Annotated in this window: 20 protein-coding genes; 4 read left to right on the plus strand and 16 right to left on the minus strand. The window is 60.8% G+C overall.

All coding sequences use genetic code 11. The annotated features are described in order from the left end of the window. Positions 1 to 20 precede the first annotated feature (20 nt). The 3 genes from ACYZT0_RS14725 to ACYZT0_RS14735 all read right to left on the minus strand — a co-directional run bounded on the left by ACYZT0_RS14725 (position 21) and on the right by ACYZT0_RS14735 (position 5,489). Positions 21 to 1,031, minus strand: a complete 1,011-nt coding sequence (locus ACYZT0_RS14725) for an SCO family protein (protein ID WP_462046447.1) — start codon at positions 1,029 to 1,031, stop codon at positions 21 to 23. A 17-nt stretch (positions 1,032 to 1,048) separates the two neighbouring features. Continuing rightward, positions 1,049 to 3,856 carry a multicopper oxidase domain-containing protein gene (locus ACYZT0_RS14730; protein WP_462046448.1) on the minus strand — a complete coding sequence of 936 codons (2,808 nt, stop codon included), beginning with the start codon at positions 3,854 to 3,856 and terminating at the stop codon, positions 1,049 to 1,051. A 184-nt stretch (positions 3,857 to 4,040) separates the two neighbouring features. Continuing rightward, positions 4,041 to 5,489, minus strand: coding sequence for a sensor histidine kinase (locus tag ACYZT0_RS14735; RefSeq protein WP_462046449.1), 1,449 nt, complete (start codon positions 5,487 to 5,489; stop codon positions 4,041 to 4,043). Between the two features lie 277 nt (positions 5,490 to 5,766). Between ACYZT0_RS14735 and ACYZT0_RS14740 the strand changes: the two genes are divergently transcribed. Genes ACYZT0_RS14740 through ACYZT0_RS14755 form a run of 4 tightly spaced genes read left to right on the plus strand, consistent with a single transcriptional unit; the run spans position 5,767 to position 11,390 of the window. After that, positions 5,767 to 7,113, plus strand: coding sequence for a hypothetical protein (locus ACYZT0_RS14740; protein ID WP_462046450.1), 1,347 nt, complete (start codon positions 5,767 to 5,769; stop codon positions 7,111 to 7,113). A 35-nt stretch (positions 7,114 to 7,148) separates the two neighbouring features. Further along, complete coding sequence (locus ACYZT0_RS14745; protein WP_462046451.1) at positions 7,149 to 9,395, plus strand: Ig-like domain-containing protein; 2,247 nt, start codon at positions 7,149 to 7,151, stop codon at positions 9,393 to 9,395. 60 nt (positions 9,396 to 9,455) lie between these two features. Continuing rightward, on the plus strand, positions 9,456 to 9,917 hold the full coding sequence (locus tag ACYZT0_RS14750; protein WP_462046452.1) for a curlin: 462 nt from the start codon (positions 9,456 to 9,458) through the stop codon (positions 9,915 to 9,917). 27 nt (positions 9,918 to 9,944) lie between these two features. Further along, entirely contained in the window at positions 9,945 to 11,390 is a 1,446-nt protein-coding gene (locus ACYZT0_RS14755; protein WP_462046453.1) for a curlin, read from the plus strand. 173 nt (positions 11,391 to 11,563) lie between these two features. Here the strand turns inward: ACYZT0_RS14755 and ACYZT0_RS14760 are convergent, their stop codons facing one another. The 13 genes from ACYZT0_RS14760 to ACYZT0_RS14820 form a co-directional block, all read right to left on the minus strand. Continuing rightward, positions 11,564 to 11,932, minus strand: coding sequence for a DUF6124 family protein (locus tag ACYZT0_RS14760; protein ID WP_462046454.1), 369 nt, complete (start codon positions 11,930 to 11,932; stop codon positions 11,564 to 11,566). A 965-nt stretch (positions 11,933 to 12,897) separates the two neighbouring features. Then, positions 12,898 to 13,764, minus strand: a complete 867-nt coding sequence (locus tag ACYZT0_RS14765; protein WP_462046455.1) for a CsgG/HfaB family protein — start codon at positions 13,762 to 13,764, stop codon at positions 12,898 to 12,900. Between the two features lie 31 nt (positions 13,765 to 13,795). Beyond that, on the minus strand, positions 13,796 to 14,182 hold the full coding sequence (locus ACYZT0_RS14770; RefSeq protein ID WP_462046579.1) for a curli assembly protein CsgF: 387 nt from the start codon (positions 14,180 to 14,182) through the stop codon (positions 13,796 to 13,798). A 29-nt stretch (positions 14,183 to 14,211) separates the two neighbouring features. Then, positions 14,212 to 14,601: a curli production assembly/transport protein CsgE gene (csgE, locus tag ACYZT0_RS14775; protein WP_462046456.1), complete on the minus strand. Its 390-nt coding sequence runs from the start codon at positions 14,599 to 14,601 to the stop codon at positions 14,212 to 14,214. After that, entirely contained in the window at positions 14,598 to 15,137 is a 540-nt protein-coding gene (locus ACYZT0_RS14780; RefSeq protein ID WP_462046457.1) for a type II secretion system protein, read from the minus strand. The genes csgE and ACYZT0_RS14780 overlap by 4 nt, the downstream gene beginning before the upstream one ends. Continuing rightward, positions 15,112 to 15,486, minus strand: coding sequence for a type II secretion system protein (locus ACYZT0_RS14785; protein WP_462046458.1), 375 nt, complete (start codon positions 15,484 to 15,486; stop codon positions 15,112 to 15,114). The genes ACYZT0_RS14780 and ACYZT0_RS14785 overlap by 26 nt, the downstream gene beginning before the upstream one ends. Positions 15,487 to 15,490: 4 nt before the next feature. Beyond that, on the minus strand, positions 15,491 to 15,964 hold the full coding sequence (locus ACYZT0_RS14790; protein WP_462046459.1) for a type II secretion system protein: 474 nt from the start codon (positions 15,962 to 15,964) through the stop codon (positions 15,491 to 15,493). Between the two features lie 2 nt (positions 15,965 to 15,966). Then, a complete protein-coding gene (locus ACYZT0_RS14795) occupies positions 15,967 to 17,796 on the minus strand; it encodes a secretin N-terminal domain-containing protein (RefSeq protein ID WP_462046460.1) in 1,830 nt (609 codons plus the stop codon). Next, the gene (locus tag ACYZT0_RS14800; RefSeq protein ID WP_462046461.1) at positions 17,793 to 18,311 is read right to left on the minus strand and encodes a hypothetical protein; all 519 of its coding nucleotides are present in this window, start codon (positions 18,309 to 18,311) and stop codon (positions 17,793 to 17,795) included. Before ACYZT0_RS14800 ends, ACYZT0_RS14795 begins: the two co-directional genes overlap by 4 nt. Continuing rightward, a complete protein-coding gene (locus tag ACYZT0_RS14805) occupies positions 18,311 to 18,859 on the minus strand; it encodes a GspMb/PilO family protein (protein WP_462046462.1) in 549 nt (182 codons plus the stop codon). Before ACYZT0_RS14805 ends, ACYZT0_RS14800 begins: the two co-directional genes overlap by 1 nt. Next, a complete protein-coding gene (locus tag ACYZT0_RS14810) occupies positions 18,846 to 19,391 on the minus strand; it encodes a pilus assembly protein (protein ID WP_462046463.1) in 546 nt (181 codons plus the stop codon). The genes ACYZT0_RS14805 and ACYZT0_RS14810 overlap by 14 nt, the downstream gene beginning before the upstream one ends. Before the next feature lies 1 nt (position 19,392). Next, the gene (locus ACYZT0_RS14815; RefSeq protein ID WP_462046464.1) at positions 19,393 to 20,196 is read right to left on the minus strand and encodes a hypothetical protein; all 804 of its coding nucleotides are present in this window, start codon (positions 20,194 to 20,196) and stop codon (positions 19,393 to 19,395) included. Continuing rightward, complete coding sequence (locus tag ACYZT0_RS14820; protein WP_462046465.1) at positions 20,177 to 21,883, minus strand: GspE/PulE family protein; 1,707 nt, start codon at positions 21,881 to 21,883, stop codon at positions 20,177 to 20,179. Before ACYZT0_RS14820 ends, ACYZT0_RS14815 begins: the two co-directional genes overlap by 20 nt. Positions 21,884 to 21,947 lie beyond the last annotated feature (64 nt).

Below are 21,947 nucleotides of genomic sequence, written 5' to 3' on the forward strand. Positions count from 1 at the left end.
CCAATGATAGTATTTCGCCGCTATTGCGTTTGCGCTGCCTGTAGCGGTTGCTGACGATCGGTTTCTCCTTGCAAAAATCCCATAATCGACTGCGCAGCGTTCTCATCCAGACGCAGGTTGGGCATGGGGATTTTGTCGAAACGTTCAAACAGTTCCATCGCGATCGGGTCTTTTTCCGCCAGCATGCGGTCCGGCTCGCGAATCCAGCGACTCAGCCATGCCGGATCACGCTGGCGAGTGACGCCGATCAGGTCCGGGCCGATGCTGCGCATGCCGATGCCCTGCCCGTCCATCGGACCCAAGCTGTGGCACGACGCGCAACGGGTGCGGAACAGTTCTTCACCATTGCTCGGCGGACGAATCTCGGGCGCATTCGCGTAACTTTCTTCAATGCTGGGCTGCTTCCAGTTCTGCAGCGTGTTGGCCAATTGATCGGCCAGGATCCACGGATTTTCGAAAGGTGAAGCTTTCATCCAACGGCCTGTCGTCTGGTTGCCGACGATCAGGCTCAGGTTGTGATCCTTGCTGCGGCCGTTGTCGACGCCTTCGATGAACAGCCCGAGTTTTTTGCGCAGGTCAGTGACGGCCTCGAATTCCCCGGTGAGAAATTGCCAGCCCGGTCCGACCTTGAAACGCTGCACGTAGGCTTTAAGCACTTGCGGTGTGTCGCTCAACGGGTCGATGCTGATCGAGTAGAAAAAAATGTCCTGCCCGACCCGGTCGCCCAGCAATTGTTGCACCTGGCGCAGGCGCGCGGTTTCCAGCGGACAGGAGTCGCTGCACGTGGTGAAGATGAAGTTGATCACCACCACTTTGCCCTTGATCAGGTCATCGAAAAAACGCACCTGTCGACCGTCCTGATCGGTCAGCAAGGTGTTGGGGAAGTAATCGCCGCCCCAGGGTGTCGCCGACTCTGGCGGCGACAGTGCCCCTTCATGGGCCACCAGTACCTGACTGGCCAGAAGGCAGGTGACCAGCATCAATATCAGGTGCATGCCCAGGGCGCGGGAGCGCGACGTATGCATTTTCATGTCGGCTCCCCCGCGGATCATGGTGTCACCACCGCTTTGGGGCCGAAGCCATCACCGGTGCGGAAGGTTGGCAGCGCGGCGGAGTTCACGTAGCGCACGCCATCCCAGCTGGGCAGTGGTGTCGGCATCAGCTGGAATTGCCCGGGTTTTTCAATGTCCCAGCGCAGCAGCATGGAGTTGTCCTCATGTTGAGTGTTGTGACAGTGCTCCATGTACGTCCCGGCGAATTCGCGAAAGTTGATCGCCATCTCGACGTTGTCCAGGCCGTCTTTTTCCGAGCCGATGCGGTACACGTCCTTGCGTGCCCATTTTTCCCATTCCGGTGGTGCCTTGCCGCCGCGACTGAGAATGATCCCCTCCTCGAAGTGCACATGCACCGGGTGGCTCCAGCCGGAACCGCCGAGCTTGATGTTCCACACTTCCAGGGTGCCGAACCCGGCCGTGCCGGCATCGGTAGGGCCGTTTTTCAACTGGGTTGCCGCATTTAGACGACGAGGGTCCATGTGGAAGCCGAAGCCGCCATCGGTCTTGACTGTCCACGGAGCTTCATCGGTGCCGTCGGAACGGCCGAAGGTGAAGGTGCGGTGACGGGCTTTGGCCAGCAGCGCCTTGTCAGCGGCGTTGTCGCGATGGATCTTCAACGGAATCATCACCAGGCCTTCAGCCTTGCCCGGTTTGGCCGGTTCGTACGCTGCCGGATCCATGGCCAGGTCCTGACCGGTGTAGGCCTTGACGTTCAATTGCAAGACCTTGCCCACTGCCGGGTCGCCCCCGTCCCACATGGGTCCCTTGCTGGTTTGCTTGAGGATCGCCTTGTACTTTTCGGACAGCACGTCAGCCAGGGAGACGGGTTCTTGCGGGCCCTTGCCGTTTTCGTGCACCAGCAGGTTGACGAAGAACAGCTTGTCGCCCGGTTTGATCCCGTTTTTCGAGAAGTTAACGATGATGTCGAAACGCTCGGCGATGCCCATGGTTGGCAGGATCGCGTTGTGGTTCTGTTTATCACCGTCAGCATCCAGGTCCATGCTGCCGTCGAACGGCACGCTGTGTTCCATGATATTGCCGTCGTTGGCAATCATGTGGAACGGCACGCGGGCATACGACACGCCCGACCCGGCAGGCCCTTGGAACTCGCCACTGGTGCCCTTGATCTCGCGCACGAGCGCCAGTTTAAAGTAGCGCGACACTGAGCCATTGAGCATGCGGAACCGATAGTTGCGGGCGCGCACATCCAGGGTCGGTTTCCACTTCCAGTTGACCAGCACCTGGTCACCAAGGAAGCCGTCAGTGTTGAAGGGGTTGAACCACAGTTGACCGTTCTTATCCCACGCCTTGTCGGCAAACATCAGGTTGACGTCGTAGTCGCGGTTACCCCACGGCAAGGCGCTGCCGCTGGGGAAACGCAGGTTGACGCCGTCATTCACCGATTCATTGCCGCGGTCCAGGGCGCTGTAGTAATTCATCATCGCCGCGTTGCCTTTGTAGACGTTCTGCGCGGTGAAATCGAGCATGTGGTCGTGAAACCAATGGGTGCTCATGGTTTCGCGCCAGTCGCCGCGGATCTTGATCGTGCCGTTGTCGCAGGTCTTGCGGCTGGGGGTGAGGTCGTTGGTCCACAGGGTTTCGCCCGGCGAGCACGGAAATGCTGCACGCGGGTCTTCAGCCTTGGTGTTGATGCTGTCGTAGCCGGCCAACTGGATCGGCCAGCGATAGTCGTAAAACTGCCCGGGGAAGAAAAACGCGTTGGCAAAACCGTCGCTTTCCGCCGGCACGTGGCCGTTGTGTTCGTGGGTGGTGATGGTGTGCAAGCCAAACCCCATGTTCGCCGACGGGTCGATCGGCAAACCGTTGTAATGGCGCATCAACACCGGTTGCCCATAACGCACCATGAGCAATTTGGGCGGCAGGGTGCCGTCGAAGGTCCAGACCGAGTTGTGATTTTGCACCGGCATTTTCGGGTGGAAACGCGGATCGACGCCCTTGGCGGTGCCATCGGTCGCCGGTACGCCAGCCACGTTGTGATAGAGGCCGCCTGGGCCAAATTCACCCAAGGCATAGCCGTGCATCTGACGACTATCACGCCAACCGGTATTCAACCGTGCGCCGGTTTGCACGGTCTTGTAGGCCATTTGCGGGTAAAACTCGTTCCAGCGCTGGTGCGACCAGCCTTTTCCTGGCGGACGGCCTTCAGCCGACGAGCCGATACGGCGGTTGAGGAAAAATTCGATTTGCGCTTGCCACGGGTTACGGTCGACCACGTTGGAGTACTGGCTGGGGAACGGCGTCAGCCCCGGTTGGCGCAAAAACGCATCCAGAGCAGCGCTGGGCGGTGCACTGCGGGCCGCACTGGTGGGGTCCTGCTGTGGCAACGGGCCGATGGCTGCCGGTGGGAACCCCAACGGCGCCGCCGGTGTGGTGGGGTCGAGTTTTTCCGGGCCGAACTCTTCGAACAACACCAGCTGCTGAGTGAACGGCTGAGCACCATACAGCGGGCTCGGCTTGCCATTGGTGGGGTAGTTGAAACTGGTCTGCACCGCCGGCGGCAGGATGTTTTCCTTACGCGTGTCGTCTCGACTGCCTTTGACGCCACCGGGCAAATCGAAGGAATCTTTGTTGGCCTCAGGCATGGTCAAAATGGCGTTCAGGGCGGCTGCTTTGTCAGCCGGTTCGTCGTAGTAAGCCGAGGGGTCGGACGGTTCGGGCTGTCGCTCATCGTCGATCGAGCTGGCACGTAGAGTCGCTGCGCCCAGCGTCATTGTCAGAAGGACGCTTACATGCGTCAGGAGGTCGAACCATTTGAAGGGGTACCGTGCCGTTCTGTCCATCACCAGCCGCCTCGAAGTCGTGAAGGGGTAATGGGGCTTTTGCAAGGACCTCGCCAGACTTGTAACGGTTTTTACGAAAGTATTAATACCCAACAAAACAATGGCTTATCAACATCAATGTGCCATGAACAGGGAAGCAGACTGGGGAATGACACCCGCTAACGGGGGAAGTTCACCCCCGTTTTCAGGTGACCAAATTGAACGACAGACGGACACAAGTGCCCTCGCCTTCACGGCTTTCCAGGGTCACCGTACCGCCGAACCGCTCCATGATCCGCTTGACCAAAACCAGCCCGACACCGAGCCCGCCTTGCTTGGTGGTGAAAAACGGCCGGAACGCCATGCTGCGCTGTTCTTCGTTCATGCCTTTGCCGGTGTCGCTTACCACCACGCTGATGCCATGGAAATCGGTCGGCTCCAGCGTGATGGTCAACGTGCCGCCCTTGTCCATGGCTTCCAGTGCATTGGCCAGCAAACTGTTGAGGATCTGCGTCAACTGCACCTGCTGGCTCAGGACCATGGGCGTCAACTGCGGGTCGAACACCACGTGGACCGAGGCTTTGGCGATTTGATGCTCGAAGACCATCAGACTGTCATGCAGCGCCGCCACCAGATTTACGGGCTCGGCTTCGTCATTGAGCGGGCGCAAGGATTGCAGCAGCTCCCTCACCCACTTTGACATGCGATCCACCTGGCCAATGATGTCGTTGATGTTCTTGTGGGCCGGGCCGCTGTCGAACTCCAGCGCCAGTTCGGCACTGGAGCGGATGGTTGCCAGCGGATTACGCAAACTGTGGGCGACCGCCGACGACATCTCGCCCAGGGCGACAAAGGTTTCGTTGGTGATCAGTTGCTTTTGTTGCGCTGCCAACAGAATCGCCGCCCGGCGCACGATCCAGTACAGCCCCAGATAGATCAGTCCGCCGCCCAGTGCAGTGGCCAGCCAGATCAGGACCAGACCGCGCTCCATGCGGCTGATCAGGTCCTTGGGTTCCTTGTAGATCTCGACCATCGCCGTGACCTTGTCGCCGTCGGCATCGAACAACGGAATGTAGTTCTCGATGAAGATGTATTCCGGAGGCGTCACGAACATCTGTTCCTGGCGGCTCTTGTCCACATCGTGATAACTGGCCGACACAGGAATTTTGGAAGTAAAGGCTCGATCCAGGTCTTCGTCGGCGTGGATCGTGGTGCCCATTAACGCCGGGTTGGTCGACCAGATCACCCTGCGGTCGGGGGCGTAGATGTTGACCAGGATCACGTCCGGCAAGTGCTCGACATGGTCGAGGAATTCGCCCCGGGCATCGGCACGGGCCAGCGGATCGACGTCGGGAAAGTCCGTGTCTTTGCGCGGATCGAGCAGTTCACCCATGGTCCGCACGTTAAGAATCGACACATGGTGCACCTCGGCCGAGGCAATCGCCTGAATGAACTGGGACGTCAACAATGCATCACGCTGCACGCTCTCGGTAATCACGAACCGGGTGGACACCGCCCCCAACGCCACCGCCACCGTGCCAATCACCGCCAGGCTGATGAGCGAAAACCAGCGCAGTAAATTGAACGGTGGCTTGCGCGAACGCAGGTGAATATCACACTCCTCGTACGGGAGTGTTTTAGTAAGCATTTCCATGGACGTGTCCCGGCGATTCCCCTATAGGGTTATAGCCCACTCATGGCCGTTTGCCCGACGTTGGGTCTTGTCCCCCACTTCCCCCTTATCCCCATCTACCCCCAATGCTGGGGAAAGTGGCCCGTTCCCAAAACCCGCGATCTGAAGCCGATTGGGCGTGACACGCCCTTGGCTCGGGCCTCTGCCGGCCGTTTTCGCTGGTTGGTATGGAAGTTGCCGAAGCCCCCCTCAACTGACCCGTCTCCATGGGCAGGCATTTTGATAGAGGGCTTAACTCATGCACCCTTTACTGTCCAAAACCGCGGCCGCCCTGGTCGTTAGCGCTCTGGCCCAAAGCGTCGCCCAAGCGGCGCTTTTTGCCGTCGACCCCGGCCCCTATGTTCCGGCCAACGGCTCGTTCGCGGCCTGGTATCAGGACACTCACGGTCGAACCCTCGACCTTTGCCTGTCCAAGGCCGTCAGCTCGCGAGTGCCCGGCGCACCGGGCGCACCGACGTACATGTGCAATTTGCTGCCGGCTCCCGGGATCTTCGACGACACGCAACCGCTCGTCTTCCCGACCAACTTCCCCGATGAGGCGTTCTGGTTCACCGGCGACGGCACCATCGTCGACGCAGCCCGAGGTATCGACCTGACCTATGTCAGCGCCGTTGAAGCCGCCTTCAGCGGTGGCGACCCAGTGGAAGGTGACCAGATCAGCTTCGCCCGCATACGCCTACGTATCGATGTACCGACCGCGGGCACCTATGTCATTACCCACCCCTATGGCGTCGATGTCTTCAACGTTGACACCCCCGGGCGTCGGGCGATCAACATGACCCGGGACATTGGCATCGGCGTGCCGAAGACCTACGAGGGCGCGCTCAAAGGTGACGTTGGACCGTTCCTGCGCAGCGTCAATGGCCCCTACACCGAGACCAATCCGGTCACCGGCTCAGCCGAGCAATTCGTCGGCGACCCGAACCTGGTGGAAGCCTTCACCGGCAGCCCTTTCAATACCAACTACATCCGCATTGAAGGACCCAACGGGCTGGATTTGCGCACTACGGTGATGGCCATTTCCGGCAAGTTGTCGACCGTGGCCCGGCCGACACCCATGATCACCCAGCGCAGCACCTACTCGCGTAAACCCGGCGCCAGCGCTCCGGTGGCCCAGCAAGACGTGTTCGTCGTGGCCCCGCCGCCACCGGCCAAAGTGACCCTGGACAGCAACAACCCCGTGTTGAACTTTTCCGAGGCCGACACCACCGGCAACTGGTACGCGCAGTCTTCGACCAACCCGAGCTTGCCCAGCACTTTGCAAGTGACCGCCGACAACCACCTGGCCATCGCTGGCAGCACGCCGACCACCTTACCCCTGCCCCTGACTGACCTGGTGGTGATTTCACGTGCCGAATACAGCCTCAGCACCGGGCAAATAACGGTCGTGGCCTCGACCAGCGACGAAACTTCGCCACCGGTGCTCACTGCCACCTCTGGCACAGGTGTCGCCATCGGCGCACTCAGTGGCGATGGCGCAGTGAAATCCCTGGCCACCGGGATCTCGCCGATTCCACCGGCCAAGGTTCGAGTGACGTCATCCAATGGCGGCAGCGACACCGAAGAAGTGGTCATCGTGCAATGAACGCTCACATGCCCAGATCCTCATCAGGAGGCATCATGAACAATTGGCCACGCCTGGCGCTTAACGCCCTGGGACTGACTCTATCGCTGTCAGGCAGTGCGTTCGCGCAACTCGCTGCCGTCGACCCCGGTCCTTATACCTTTGCCTCGGGGAAATTCCCGATCTGGTATCAGGACAACAATCTGCTGTCGATGGAACTGTGCCAGTCCCGAGCCACCAGTTCGAGGGTACCGGCTGCCACGCCACCGGCCTACATGTGCACCCTGCTGCCGACACCGGGCATTTTCGACGACACCCTGCCGATGGTGTTCCCGGATAACTGGCCAGACGAAGCCTTCTGGTTCCTCGCGGGGACGAATATTCCCAACAATGCTGCTGGCTATGGAATGGACGCCTACGTGGCCGGGATAGAAGCCGCTTTTGCGGGCGGGACTCCTAAAGACGGCGATCAAATCAGCTTTGCGCGGATTCGTATGCGGATAAACGTGCCCGTCGCCGGGACCTACACCATTACTCACCCTTATGGCGTGGAAACGGTCAACGTCACCACCCCCGGTCGTCGCGCAATCAACATCACCAGAGACATCGGCGTCGGTGTGCCGGGAGTTTTCAACGGGGCATTGAACGGTGCTATCGGACCCTTCCTGCGCAGCGTCAATGGCCCCTACACCGAAGTAAACCCGGACACCGGCGCGATCGAAACCTTCGTCGGCGACCCCAACCTCACCGAACAAGTCACCGGCAGCCCCAACAACACCAACTTTGTGCGCATCCAGGGCCCGGCCGGGACGATCGAGAGCAACCTGTTCACACTGGCCGGCAAAGTCCTCGACAATCGTGCGCAAACCCACGTAGACCTTAGCCGTGCAACCTACCGCCGCACCGCCTCGGGCACCGGTACCAGCACTCGGGTCGAAGTCTTTGGCAAAGCGGACAACAGTTCTACCTTGTGCTTGCGCGAAACCATCGCCCTTGTGCCAGGCCCACCGCCTACGCCATGCCTGACCAACATGGTGGGTGACGGCACCGGGTTGTACTTCGGCCAGCGTCTGTTCAGCGGCCCCGTGCCTCCGGTCGTGGTGCTCACCGCCACCAACCCGGCCGGCACCACCCGCCCTACGGCGGTCTCGAGCAAGCTCACCGACCTGGTGAAAATCCAGACCGCTCGCTACAACTGGAGCAATCACAGCCTGCTGATCGAGGCCACGTCCACTGACGAAGTGGCGGTGCCAGACATGGTCGCGCAAGGCTACGCAAGGCTGTCGAAATCCGGCACCTTGCAACGCCTGACCGTCGCCGACCTGACTCAGCCACCGGCCAGCGTCACGGTCAAATCCGCGGCGGGCGGTAGCGATACCGAGCTCGTCGTGGTTGTCGGGACCGCACCGGATACCGGCGAGAACCGGGCGCCGCTCTCCGTCTCCGATACCGGCAGCACCAGCTTCGGGGTGCCCATCACCCTCAACCTGTTGGCCAACGACAGTGACCCTGACGGCAACACGCCACTGAGCATTACCGCGCTGACCCAACCGGCCGCCGGCCAGGGCACCGTGGCGTTGAGCGGCACGACAGCGGTGGTCTACACCCCGCCTGCCGTAGTCAATGCACCGCTGACCACGACCTTCACCTACAAGGCTCAAGACGTCAAAGGCCTGGCCTCGACCGCTGCGGCGACCGTGACCATTACCGTTGCGCCTAACCGGCCTCCGGTGGCGGTTGCCGACAGCATCGCAACCCTGGGCGTGGCGGTTCCGATCAACGTGTTGGCCAACGACACCGATCCGGAAGGCAACGTGCCTCTAGCGGTCGCCAGTTTCACCCAACCACCGGCAGGTCGCGGCACCGTCAGCAGTAACGGCACGGTGATCACCTACACCCCACCGGCCACGGTCACGACGGCCTTCTCCACGACCTTCACCTACATCGCCCGGGACAGCTTCGGCGCCCTGTCGACGTCACCGGCCACGGTCACGGTGCAAGTCTCGCCAAGACCTGCTGCGGAAACCTTCACGGTGACCACGGCAACGGTGTCAGCCCGCTCCAATAACCGCTTCACCTGGGACTTTGCAGGCACCTCATCGGTAATCACCGGCAACACCATCACCATCAAGGTCTCCACCCCGACCGGGCTGGCAACCCTGGGCACTACCACGGTGCCAGCGACCGGTCGCTGGAGGCTGACGGTGAACAACACCACCACGGTGATTCCGTCGGCGAACCCGACAGCCACCATCACCTCGTCCCAAGGCACCGTGCGCACGGTGTCGGTGATCTCCAACTGAGCCCTCGCCCCGCTCGCCGATTCGGTGAGTGGGGCCGGCCTCTTCCTAAAGGACGCAGCCATGAAAACGCCGACCACCGCCCTGCTCTGCCTGCTTCTGCTCTGCAGCAGTGCGGGCGTGCGCGCCGATGATTTGATGGAGAACGACGACCTGGCCCCCGGTGCCGACCTCGGCGAGTTGCCACCGCCGATGGGCCAGCAAGCACTGATCGATCAGAACGGCCACGCCAACGTCGCGCTGCTGCAACAGAACGGCCAGTCGCTGCTCGGTCGCATCGTCCAGTCGGGCAGTAATCAGGAAGCCTACATCCTGCAACAAGGCAGCGACCTGATGGCAATGATCACTCAGCAAGGTTCCGGCAACGCCGCCTCGATCACTCAGACCGGCAGCCACAACCGCGCGCAGATTTCCCAGAACGGCAACAACAACGACGCCAGCATCGACCAGGCCGGTACGGGGCTTTCAAGCGCCGTGACCCAATCCGGAAATGGCATGAGCGTTTCGGTCAAACAATACCGCTAAAGCACCGCACCATTTGGAGGTTTCATCATGTTCAAACTGACGCCCCTCACCGCCGCCATCCTGGTCATTGTCAGTGCCCAGGCGATGGCCGACGACAGCGTTTCCACCCAGGACCAGCTCGGTACCGCCAACGTCGCGGATGTGAAACAGACCGCGGCCCCGTTCAGTACCGCCACCCAGCAGCAAGTGGGTCAGGGCAACGACGCAGCCGCCGTGCAAGACACGGCCACCAGCACCATTGACCAGAACCAGCTCGGTGACTACAACGCCGGCTATGCCGAGCAACTGTTCGAGGACGGCAGCACCATCTCCCAGCAGCAAGTCGGCAGCTCAAACACCAGCCATGCCAGCCAGTCGATAGGCTTCGGCCCCAACCAGGTGCTGCAACAACAGCAAGGCACCGGCAACTTCTCGTTCGTCTATCAGGACAGTCAGAATGGCACCACCGGTCAAACCTTCCAGTTCGGTGATAACAACGAAGCCAATATCGAACAGATTCAGTTTGGTATCGCCAACAACGCGATGATCATCCAGTACGGCACCACCAACTACGCGACCGCCGAACAGATCAACCACATGAGCGGCCAGATCGGCATCAACCAGGCCGGGGAAGGCAACTATGCCTACGGCGACCAGCGCGATGGCAACGGCGGAACGGTGACCATCAACCAGTTCGGCGACTTCAACAGCACCGAACTCTGGCAGGGCGGGCAAACCGACAGCCACGCCACCGTCAACCAGATCGGGCTGACCAACGAAACCGTGGTGGACCAGAGCTTCGGCGAAAACAACGTCGCCGAGGTGCTGCAAGTCGGCGACCTCAACGCGATCTACGCCGACCAGTTCGAATCCATCGGCTCGACCCTGGCGCTGTACCAGCAAGGCACCAGCAACGTGCACTTCACCTACCAAAATGGTGACAGCCATGTGCTGAACGCAACCTCCGTGGGTAACGGCAACAAGGTCTACGCCAGCAACTGGAAAGGCCCGCAAGAGGGTGGCCAATTCGGCAGCAACCAACGCGCTACCATCACTCAAAACGGCGACAACAACGTCGCCAACTTCACCCAGAAGGGTATCGGCCACATCATGACCACCAGCCAGACCGGCACCGGCAACAAAACCACCGTCACCCAGGCTGAAAACTACAACGAGCTGTACTTCGACCAGAACGGCAGCGACAACATCCTCATCGCCGACCAGCGCGGCACCACCAACCTGGCCCAGGGCAGCAGCAACGGTACTGGCAACAGCACCGAATTCGACCAGTCCGGCACCGGCAACCAGGCGTTCACCACGCAGTATGGCAACGACAACATGATCACGGTCAAACAGGCTGACACCATGAACGTGGCCTATGTCACTCAGGGCGGCACCGGCAACATTGCCAGTGTTAATCAGAGTGGCATGACCCAGATGGCGACTGTGCAGCAAACGGGCAGCGACAACCGGGCGACTGTGTTGCAGCAATAATCGCAAGGCGTAAAAAACCGCGGCCCTGGGTGGGGGGTCGCGGTTTTTTTGTCTGTCCCGGTCGATCGTTCCCACGCTCTGCGTGGGAATGCATCCCGTGACGCTCTGCGTCACATCGAGAAGCGGAACGCGGAGCGTCCCCGGCGGCATTCCCACGCAGAGCGTAGGAACGATCAGTACGTGGGTGAGTCCTGCGGATCGATGTTATCCAGCGCCCGATTTACCGCCAGGTCGGCCAGCATGATGACCTGTTGGATGCCCAATAACATGCTGCGCTGTGGCCCCTCCAGAAACACCGCGAAATCAGTGGCCATGACACTGGCGGAAGCCAACGACTCACAGGCGTGGGCCAACAGGCTTTCGGTGTCGATGTCCGGGGCGATGACGAACATCGTCCTGGGCTTGCGTTCACGCGTGTCTTTTTGGGGATTGAGGTAATGGTCGAGGGCGCGGTCGGCGGCTTCGTGGAGTTTTTTGGAATCGGGTGACGCGTAGGGGGAAACGGTGTCGGTTTCTGGGGGGTTGGGTGTGGCTTTGAACATGGTGAAGCTCCTTGATCAATGGAGCCGCCACACATCGCTGCTAAACGAAAAAGGGTGGCGACTGTACGCGGGTTAGCAGACCAGGGATCAAGGAACCCGGCGCACCGAAGTGCCCCACGCACAGCCACCATAACGCAGATCAGCGAGGACAAAAAAAGTCGACTGATCGAGAGGTGACACTGGCGTGCCTTGATATTCACCGAGCTGCTAAACCCGATCGCTGAATTGGCAGCGATGAGGAACGATAGAGACCAGGGCCAAGGCGCACAAGCCGGCGGATTCTGGCGTAGTTGTAGGCAACGACGCAACGTGGTGTAGCTTTCAGGAAGTAACGTTAAACGCTCTTAAACATCCTCTTCAAATCATTACATATCCCCCTGTGGGAGCGGGTACATCCATGAGAGATTGGTCGGGTGTCAGGCCGCCATCGCGGGCAAGTCGGATCGCCGCACCGCTCGCTCCTACAGTATTCGGCGTACATCCGCTTCTCACCACTCAACAGGCCGAGCGTTAGCTCGCCTGCAGCTCTTGATCTTGATCCACCCGCCCCTTCGGGAGGCTGAGTGGAGGTGTTCATCTGGGGGGCAGGCGCGCAGCGCCGTTCGACGCAGTCGAACACATCGAGAGGAGGTCGAAGCGCAGCCGACCGGAGGCGATGCCCCCAGATGAATGCCGGAGCGAAGGAACGCCGAGCCTAGGCGAGGGGCCGGACGCCCGGGGCGAGACCTTTTGGTTCCTTTTGGGGCGTTTGCCAAAAGGGACTCGACGTAAGGGCGAAACCATTAGCGGCCGTTACCGCAGGAATGGATATGTACACCTGGAAGAAATAGGTCGGCTATCAGGCCGCCTTCGCAGGCAAGCCAGCTCCCACATTTGATCTGGGTACATCTGCAAGAGCTTGGTCGGCTATCAGGCCGCCAAGATCAAAAGATCAAAAACCAGGTCGGCCCGAAAGCCGCCTCGGCTCACTCTTCCTCACCCTCAGGCACAACCTTGTTCTGAGTCAGGTAACGGTCAAGCGTCGCATTGTTGTCAGGCGAAGAATTATCCCCCGCCACCTGCCACAAATGCCGCTCAATCCCCTGCGCCAGCAAATGCCCAACGGCCGCCTCGATCGCCGACAACACACACAACTGCGCCGGCTCGTTCGTGGTGTACCCAACCTCAGCCTCCAGCAACTTCTTGAACTCGATAAACTTGAACACCCCGGCACTGCGCCCAACAGAGTAGATAGTCTTACTCGTCATCACATTGGCCAACACCTGCCCACTGCGCACATCCACGGCACGAAGGTTCACCGACACCTGATCCACCCGATACTCCCGGGAAATATCGATCCCCAGATACCGCGCCCCTTCCCCGCCACTGCGCACGTTGGTGTCATAGGCGATGATCCCGCCTTCAAGCATCAAATTGGCGGCCTGCAACGGCGGCAACTCGCCCTGGATATTCACCGGTGTATTGGGCTTTTTCTGCGAGGCGCGAATGATCTTGCGCTCGGTCAACAGGTTCTGCAGCCCTTCACGCTCCAGCACCACAAACCAGCCACTGGCCTGCAACGCATCCATCAACATGCTGGCCGCCCCTTGGGTCACGCTGGTGGAAAACGAACTGGCCGGGGTCGGTTTGTACTGCCCGGTCTGATCCCGGAAGCCATACACCACCGCCATCAACCGGCCCTTGGGTCGTGGCATGTTCAGCAGGTCGTAATAGGTCGACGCCCGAGGTGTCAGGGTCGGTGATTCAGTGTCCTGCTCGGCACCCATCGGCTCACGCAAACTGCACCCTTGTAATGCCGCCAACATCAGCCCTAGCGCTATTATTTTTTTCATGTCCTTAACTCCCCATCGACCCAAATCCCCGTCAAGGGGCCAGGCCATTCACCTGGATTTCGGAAACTTCACCGCTCGCTCGGTCCGTCACTTCAATAGTCAGTGCGCCGGAGTCGTCGATGACGTTGACGATAAAAGCGTCGGTGGTCAGGCTCCCGGCATTGCCCGCGGAGATGTTGTCCATCAACTGCCCTAGCAGCCGTGATTGCAGCTGACTGGTGAAGCGCTCCAGGGCCGATGTGCCGGTCGCGGACGCACGGCTCTTCAAGTCTGGGTCGTCGTAATCGTTCTGCGCCTGGGCGTTGTTGAGCAACCAGGTCCCGTTCAACGGGTTGCCGCCAAACGACGGGTTGACGGGCGTATAGACCAGCTCAGTGGCCTGGACCAGCCCACAACTGCCCAGCCCTAATAACCACATGCCCGTGCGTTTCGAGAAAGTTCCAGTGTTCATAGTTCGTCCCTCTCAAGGTCGGTGGTGTCCTGCAACAAGGCTTCCAGCTTGCGCTGGACGATCTGCACGCGGACCCGATCGGCAGCCTCGTAGGCCTCGTCCTTCAACTCCACGGTGTTCGGCGGCAGGAAGCGCCGATAAACCAATCGTTGCTGATATTCCACGGTCACCAGGCTGCCCCAGCGAGCCGAAGGTCGTTCGCGCACTACCAGGTTGAAATCCATCGGGCTGGTGGCGCGCAGGCGTTCACTGAACGAGTAATAAAAGTCGTGGCCGATGTGCGAGATCGTGTCGTCGACGATAAAACCCAACATTTCGTCTTCTTCGGCGGCCGAGGCCACAGAGGTCGATAACACCAGGATCAAAGCCATGCAGAATCGGTTCATGGCTGCAACGCCTGAGGTGTTTTGCTCTGGCTTTTCGCCGGCCCGGACGCACCATCGAGGAAGGCCTTCTCGGCCACGAACTGCCAGTCCTTGTAACTCGCCATGCCAGTGAAGTCCGACCATTGAGTGGGGAAATCCGCCTGCTTGAGCGGCGTGTCCGTAGAGGGGCTGTTGAGGCCGGTGATGCGCCCGTCGAAACCGCGCATCAGCGTCCATTCGCCCCCCCCGATCGGGTCCGGGTACAGGTTGCGCAAGTGATGTTTGGGCGACGGAAAACGCTCGTCCTGCAACAGGTCCGCCAGTTCTTTTGGGTACTGAGCCAGGCCCGGTGAAGTACGGTAGTAGCTGCGCAATGCCTGGGCGTATTGAGTACCGACCCAGAGCAGCTGCCGTTCACGATCACGGCGCGAGGCGGTGGACCACAACTCGCCAGCGCTGGCCAGGCCCATGCCCATCAACATGATCAGAAACAGCACGCCCAGGTAAGTGAAACCGGCCTCGCTGCCGGGTTTACCACTCGGAATAAAGGCTGCCATCACGCGCCCTCCCTGTGGCTCCGCTTTTGATATCGGCGACCCCGCCCGGGACGCCGTCAGGCGGCGCCACCAGCACCCAGAGGTCTTTGCGTTCAGCGATCGGGTCCCTTGGCGGGTTGCGCAGATAACGCTGCTCGACCAGCTGTTCGATGGAATCTGGATAACGTCCGGTGTCGCCGTAGTAGTGATCCAGTGCTTCGCGCATGGCCGACAGGCTCTGGCGCAGCGTGGTCTCTTTCGCGGCCTCGAGGCTGTTGAAATAACGTGGCAACGCGATGGTCATCAGGGTGGCGATGATTGCCATGACCACCATCAGTTCCAGCAGGGTAAACCCCTTTTCCCGACGCATAATCTCACCACTCCCGGTAGGCGATGCCGTTGAGACCCTTGCCGCGAGCCTTGGAGTAAACGTCAAAGACGTCTTCGCCTTCACGCGGGTTTTGAGCCGAACTGTCGTAGGAGCGCACGCCCCAGCCGCCTTCGTCGTTTCGCTTGACCGGCGCCAGCGGGTCATGGGGCACGCGCCGTAGAAAGAAGAACTTGGCACCCTTGGCGCTGCGCACATCGCGCACACCGTCCACCAGCACTTGCAGGTTCGGCGGGTAGCCGCTGCTGTCCAGGGTTTTCTCGATGTAGCCGGCGTCGAAAGCACGTTTGTAGGCGTCGATGGCATCGCGAATCTGGTACAGCGCAGCGCGCAGTTCCTGCTCCTTGCCCCGGCGCACCACGGTCTCGGTCAACGGTGCGGCCATGCCGGCCAGCAGGCCGATCAGGGCCAGCGTCACCACGACTTCGATCAGGGTAAAACCGCGTTGCGAGGCGTTCATGATCAAGGCTTCTCGACGACAACGTGGGTGGAGGCAACCGGAGCATCGAGAGTCTCTGAGCGAATCGCCGGGTCCATCCCACGGTCCGGTGCCTGAATGTGCATGCTGGTTTCGGTACCGGTGGTGAACTCCATGTCCGACGGGCTCTGGTACGGCAGGTTGCGCACGATCCGCGGCGTGATCGACAGCACCAGCTCCGATTTGCCGACCGTGTCCTTGTTGCTGCCAAACAAGCGGCCCAGGCCGGGAATGTCGCCAAGACCCGGGATTTTGTTGCCGGTGGCGCCATGGTCGTCGCGCATCAGGCCGGCGAGGATCTGGGTTTCGCCGTCATGCAGGCGCAAGGTGGTCTGGGCGTTGCGAGTATCGACCTGGACCGGAATGGTGCCCTGACGGGTGGGTTCCAGTGGCGTGGCGTTACTCACTTCCAGGGCGATTTTGATCGCCACTTCGTTGTTCAAATGCACGGTCGGCTGCACTTCGAGCTTCAGACCGACGTCCAGGTAGGTGACGCTTTCAGTGATCACCGGACCTTGAGTCGAGGGCACCGAGGTGGCGCTGATGATCGGCACACGCTGACCAATGTGGATGCGCGCCTGTTCGCGGTTGCTGACGCGAATCACCGGGCTGGCCAGGGTGTTGATGTCGTTGTCCTGGGCGTTGATCTTGGCCTGCGGCGACGGCGAGATGGAGATCCGGCTGGAGTTGATGCCTTTGAGTTGATCGAGCAGGGTCACGGCCGAGCCGTCGCTGTTGACCACGCCGAAGGTGTTCGGCCATTGCAGGCCAAGGTCGAGAATCCGCTGGGTGGCGACTTCCATCACCTCCACTTCCAGCACCACTTCAGGGTTGGACTGATCCTGCGATTGCAGGAGTTTCTCGGCCATGCGGATCGCGTCTTCGGAGTCGCGCATGGTCAGGGTATTGAGGCGTTCATCGACAAACACGTCGCGGGTCTTGAGCATGGTTTTGATCATGTTCAGCGCGGTGTTGGCATCGATGCTGGTCAGGTAGAAGGTGCGCATCACCAGCTCTTGATAATCCTTGAGCTTCTGTGGCGAGTCCGGGTAGATCAGCAAGGTGTTTTCGTTCACCACTTTCTGGTGCAGCTGGTTCTGTTGCAGCAGCAATTCCACAGCGTCTTCGATGCGCACGTCACGCACGAAGATCGTGGCTTTCATGTCCGGGCGCAGATCCTTGTCGAAGATGAAATTCAAACCGGCGACCTGCGACAGCACTTCGAAGATGGTTTTCAAGTTGGCGTCGCGAAATTCCAGAGTCACCGGACGGTCCAGACGGGTCCGCAGTTGTGGATACGCAATCACGTTGCGGCTTTGCACCAGGCGGACGTTGCTTTGCAGCTCCAGCGCCCCTTCATTTTTCGGGTCCAGTTCGAGGATCTGCTTCACCTGGCGGTCGGCACCGAAGATGTCGCCACGACGCAAGTCGCCACGGGCCAGTTCGAGTTTTTCATCCAGACTGCGCATGTGATCGAGCTGACGCAACGCGTCCTGGGCACGGCGGTTGTTCGGTTCGATGGTCAACACCCGGCCGTAAGCCTGGCGGGCAGAAGCGAAATCACGCTGGGCGCGGTCCATGTCGCCCTGGGTCAACAGCGCCGTCACCGCACGGGCACGGCCGCTGTTCAGGGCCAGGTGCAGCGCGGTGTCGCGAGGGTTTTCCCTCAGCCCTTCCTGGATGCGGGCCAGGCCGGCTTCGTACTGTCCCGACTCGATCAGGTCGGTCGCCTCTTGCTTGGCGACCTGCGCGGAACTGCACGCGGCCAACCCTGCACAAAGGCAAAGGCTCATCAGCAAACGAGATCTGTTCATTGCGTGCTCCCCACAGACAAAGTCTGAGACAAATGCAGAGGCAGGTAGACAAAGCTGAGTTCCACATCGGAAATCCCTTCGATCCGCCAGGTTTCGTCGATCACATCCCCCTTGCGTACGACGTATATTTTTTCGCCGTTCTGCAAAAACACTTGCAGGTCCGAACGGTCATTCAGCTTGCCAATGAACTGGAAAGGCATCGGTGGTGCGCTGGGGGCTTGCACGACCGGGGTCAGGTTGAAGGGTTGTTCGGTGACAGTGGCCAGCTGCTGCGCGGTCTTCCAGTTGCGGGCGGCGAACAGGTCGCCAGCCGGGCTCAGGTCCTTGACTGCCGACGGCGTTTTACCGGCGGACGCGGCGGGCAGTGCACCGCGGATTTTGCTGTTAATCGGTGTGACCACGGCTGCCACCGAAGCATCGCCCTCCTGCGACTGCGTGAAGTATTCAGGCAACCAGGTCAGTGCCGCCGCCACGCCGAAGAACGCCACCCAGCCCACTACGCGTTTGGTATTCATCATGACCTCGACAGGTAAAGGGTCATGCGGATCCGCCCGGTCAGGTCGGTGTCGGCGATTTTTTTACGCTGGAACTCCACGTCCTCCACCACCACCGCCGGCAACTGGCCGAGCAAGGCATGCAGGAAGCGCCGCAGTTGCGGGTAGCTGCCGCGCACCGGCAGCAGAATCTGATACCGGGCCAGGTGCGTCTTGGGGTCGATGCCCAGGGAATATTCACCGCGCGCCAGGGTGATGTGTTCCTGGGCCGCCAGCGCGTAGATCTTGTCGATGGCCACGGTGGCCTGAGGCTGGGACGGCAACTTGCTGCGGAAATCGTCGAGCTGACGTTGCGGCACCACCGGAGCGGCAACCGTGCCGTCTTCGACTTTGGCCAGGTATTCGCCGGCTTCGCGAGTCTGCTGGCTGAGCGTTTGCAGCGACTGCCAGTCCGGCATCAGGCCCACCAGGCCATACGCCAGCGCCAGCAGCAACATCGCCAGCCCTGCCAGACCGGGAATGCCCAAGCCTTGCAGGTATTCGTGGACGATCAATCTAGGGATTTGCATCGCCAATCTCCCAGGTAGCCGACAGGTTGAATTGCACCGGGTGTTCCGGCACGTTCGCGACGATTTCGTGGCTGAGCAGCGACACATCGGACAGCTCGTCGCTGGCGTCGAGGCTGCGGTGGAAGTCGAGCATGGCTTCCAGATCCCGCGCTTCGGCGCTGATTCGCACCTGGCCTTTGCGGGCATCCGGGGTCAGGGTCAATAAAGCAATGTCGTCCCGGGGCATGGCTTCGAGCATGGCGAACAGACGCTCCCAAGGCCGGCGCAATTGCTGGGACACCTTGCGCATCTCGGCCAAGTTGTGCGCCTGTTCGCGGGTTTCGGCCGGGGTCAGGCTGACCTTGCCGCCGGTGTCGCCGGTGAGTCCGCGCTGGGCAGTTTGCAAATGGCCTTGCTGTTGCGCGGCCTGTTCACTGAGGTGCTGCTGAACCAGCAAGCAGGTCAGCGTCAGCACCACGCCACCAGCCAGCAGGCTCCAGCCCAAAGGGCCCGAGCGGCGAGGCGGCTGGAAGTCGAGCATCAGGGCGCGCATATCAGGCCACCGCCCGGGACATGACGTACAAGCCATCGCGTACGAATGTCCGGTCTTCTTCGAGGGTTCGCAAGTGCACACCGGGTACGTCAGGGTGCGAGTCAATGCGCGCCGGTGCATGCAGGTAAACGCTCAGTGGCCGGTCGCTGGTGGACGCCTGCAATTGGTTTTCACGACCGATCAATGCCGTCAGTGCGGCGTCGCTGTCGCTGCTGCCCACTGAACGCACCGACGTCCAGCGCCCTTCCCGGGCCAGCAGCAACACACTGCGTACCGGCTCCGCAACCACGAACAGAAAGTCCCCGGCGTCGAAGCTTTTATCGAAATGATTGAACGCCGCCATCAGGTACGGCTGCACCGAACGCAGGCGCAGGCCACGACCGGTGACCAGCGTGCGCAGCTGCGTCAGCAAATCCTGCGGCAGCGCGGTGGCGACCCGGTCGTAGCCCACCGGTTCAGCCGACAGCACCATGCTCCAGGGTTGAGTCGGCACACCGTAAAGGTCTTCAAAACACAGTTGGGCAAACCCGAGCAATTCGGCAGGGCTGCTGATCTGTTCGCTCCAGGGCACCAGACAGAAGCGGCTGAAGTGCCCGGAGATCACCACACTCAATTCGGCACCGGGACGGGTGTGTTCGGCCAGCAGACGGTCGAGGGTTTCCAGCGCCACGGCCCAGGCATGGAAGCCTTCGTCGATAAAACCGACGCTGCCCAGCCACAGGGTTTCACTGCCACGGCGCTGGCCCAGCCCGACACCACTGGCGCCGAGTACGGCGACAAAACGATCACGAGATAAAAGTGACACGATTGATCTCCTCGAGCGTGGTCCGCCCCGCTGCAACCAGCTCCAGTGCCGACTCGCGCAACAAGCGCAAGCCACGGCTGCAAGCCAGGGTCTTGATTTTCGAAATGGGTTGGCGCTCGACGATCATTTGCCGCAGCTCGTCGTCGAGGTGCAGCAGTTCGGCAATCGCCGTACGCCCGCGGTAACCGGTGCCCCGGCAATGGCCGCAGCCCTTGCCATGGACGAAGTGGTAGTGATTGACCTGTTGCGGATCGAGTCCGGAGAGGCGCAACTCTTCTTCGGTCGGATTGGCCGGCGCACTGCAACTGGCGCAGACCAGTCGGATCAGCCGCTGGGCCAGCACGGCATTGAGGGCGGAGACGAGGCTGTAAGGATCGATTTCCATTTGGGTGAAACGGCCTATCACGTCGAACACGTTGTTGGCGTGAATGGTGGTGAACACCAGGTGCCCGGTGAGCGCCGATTGCACGGCGATCTGTGCGGTGTCGGGGTCGCGAATTTCACCGACCATGATTTTGTCCGGGTCATGGCGCAGGATCGAGCGCAAGCCACGGGCGAAGGTCAGACCTTTCTTTTCGTTGACCGGGATTTGCAGCACGCCCGGCAATTGGTATTCCACCGGGTCTTCAATGGTGATGATCTTTTCCACGCCGTGGTTGATCTCGGTGATCATCGCGTACAGCGTGGTGGTTTTGCCGCTACCGGTCGGGCCAGTCACCAGCACCATGCCGTAAGGTTCGGCCGCCAGCCGACGCAGATGGCGCAGGGTTTCGTCTTCGAAGCCCAGGGCTTGCAACTGCACGCCGCAGACCTTGTCGGCCAGGTCCTGTTTGTCGAGGACCCGCAGTACCGCGTCTTCGCCGAAAATGCTCGGCATGATCGAGACGCGAAAGTCGATCTGCCGGCCGCTGATGCCGATCTTGAAGCGACCGTCCTGGGGCACGCGTTTTTCGCCGATGTCCAGTTCGGCCATGACCTTGACCCGGGAAATCACTTGCTCGGCGAATTCGCTGCCCTGGATTTTGCTGATGTTGTTCAGCACGCCATCGATCCGGTACTTGATCACCAGGCCGCTGCCGGTGGTGCCCAGATGGATATCGCTGGCGTGCATTTTCAGCGCGTCGTAGAGGGTCGAGTTGACCAGTTTGACCACCACGCTGGCGTCTTCGCTGATGCTGGTCAGGGACAGGCTTTGCAGGGTGTCAATTTCGATATTGGCGTCGGCTTGGGCGTTGAGCGATTCCACGGCGTGGAAGCTCTCTTCGTGGCGTGCCAGGTAGGCTTTCAGGTCGTCGGCATGCACCAGGTACAGCGGCGCGCCGTGCAGGCAGTCGTCGATCCAGGCCAGGCGAGTCGTGTCAAAGGGGTCGGCAAACACACCAATGACCGCATCGTCGTGACGCAGCAGGATGAATTCGCGTTTGAGGCATTGGGCCAGGGTGACCCGGTCGAACACCGGGGTGGCTTGAAACAGGGTGTCGGTGTCGAGCACCGGATAATGCAGGGTAGCGCCGAGGCAGTGGATGAAGGGCATGGGGGCCAGTTCGCACAACACCCCAAGGGCTTCCAGAATACGTTCGCCGGAACGGGTGGCCCTGGCCCGGGCCTGGGCCAATTGCTCACTGGAAAATCGAGACGGTACACAGTCCAACAGCGCCGGTTCGACGGCAAGGGATAGACGGTCCATGGCATGCTCTCCAACGCCGGGGGCTTTGAGCCCTGTCGACGCGGCAGGCCATTGCGGCGGATGC

This window comes from Pseudomonas sp. ZS1P83 (genome assembly GCF_054897825.1).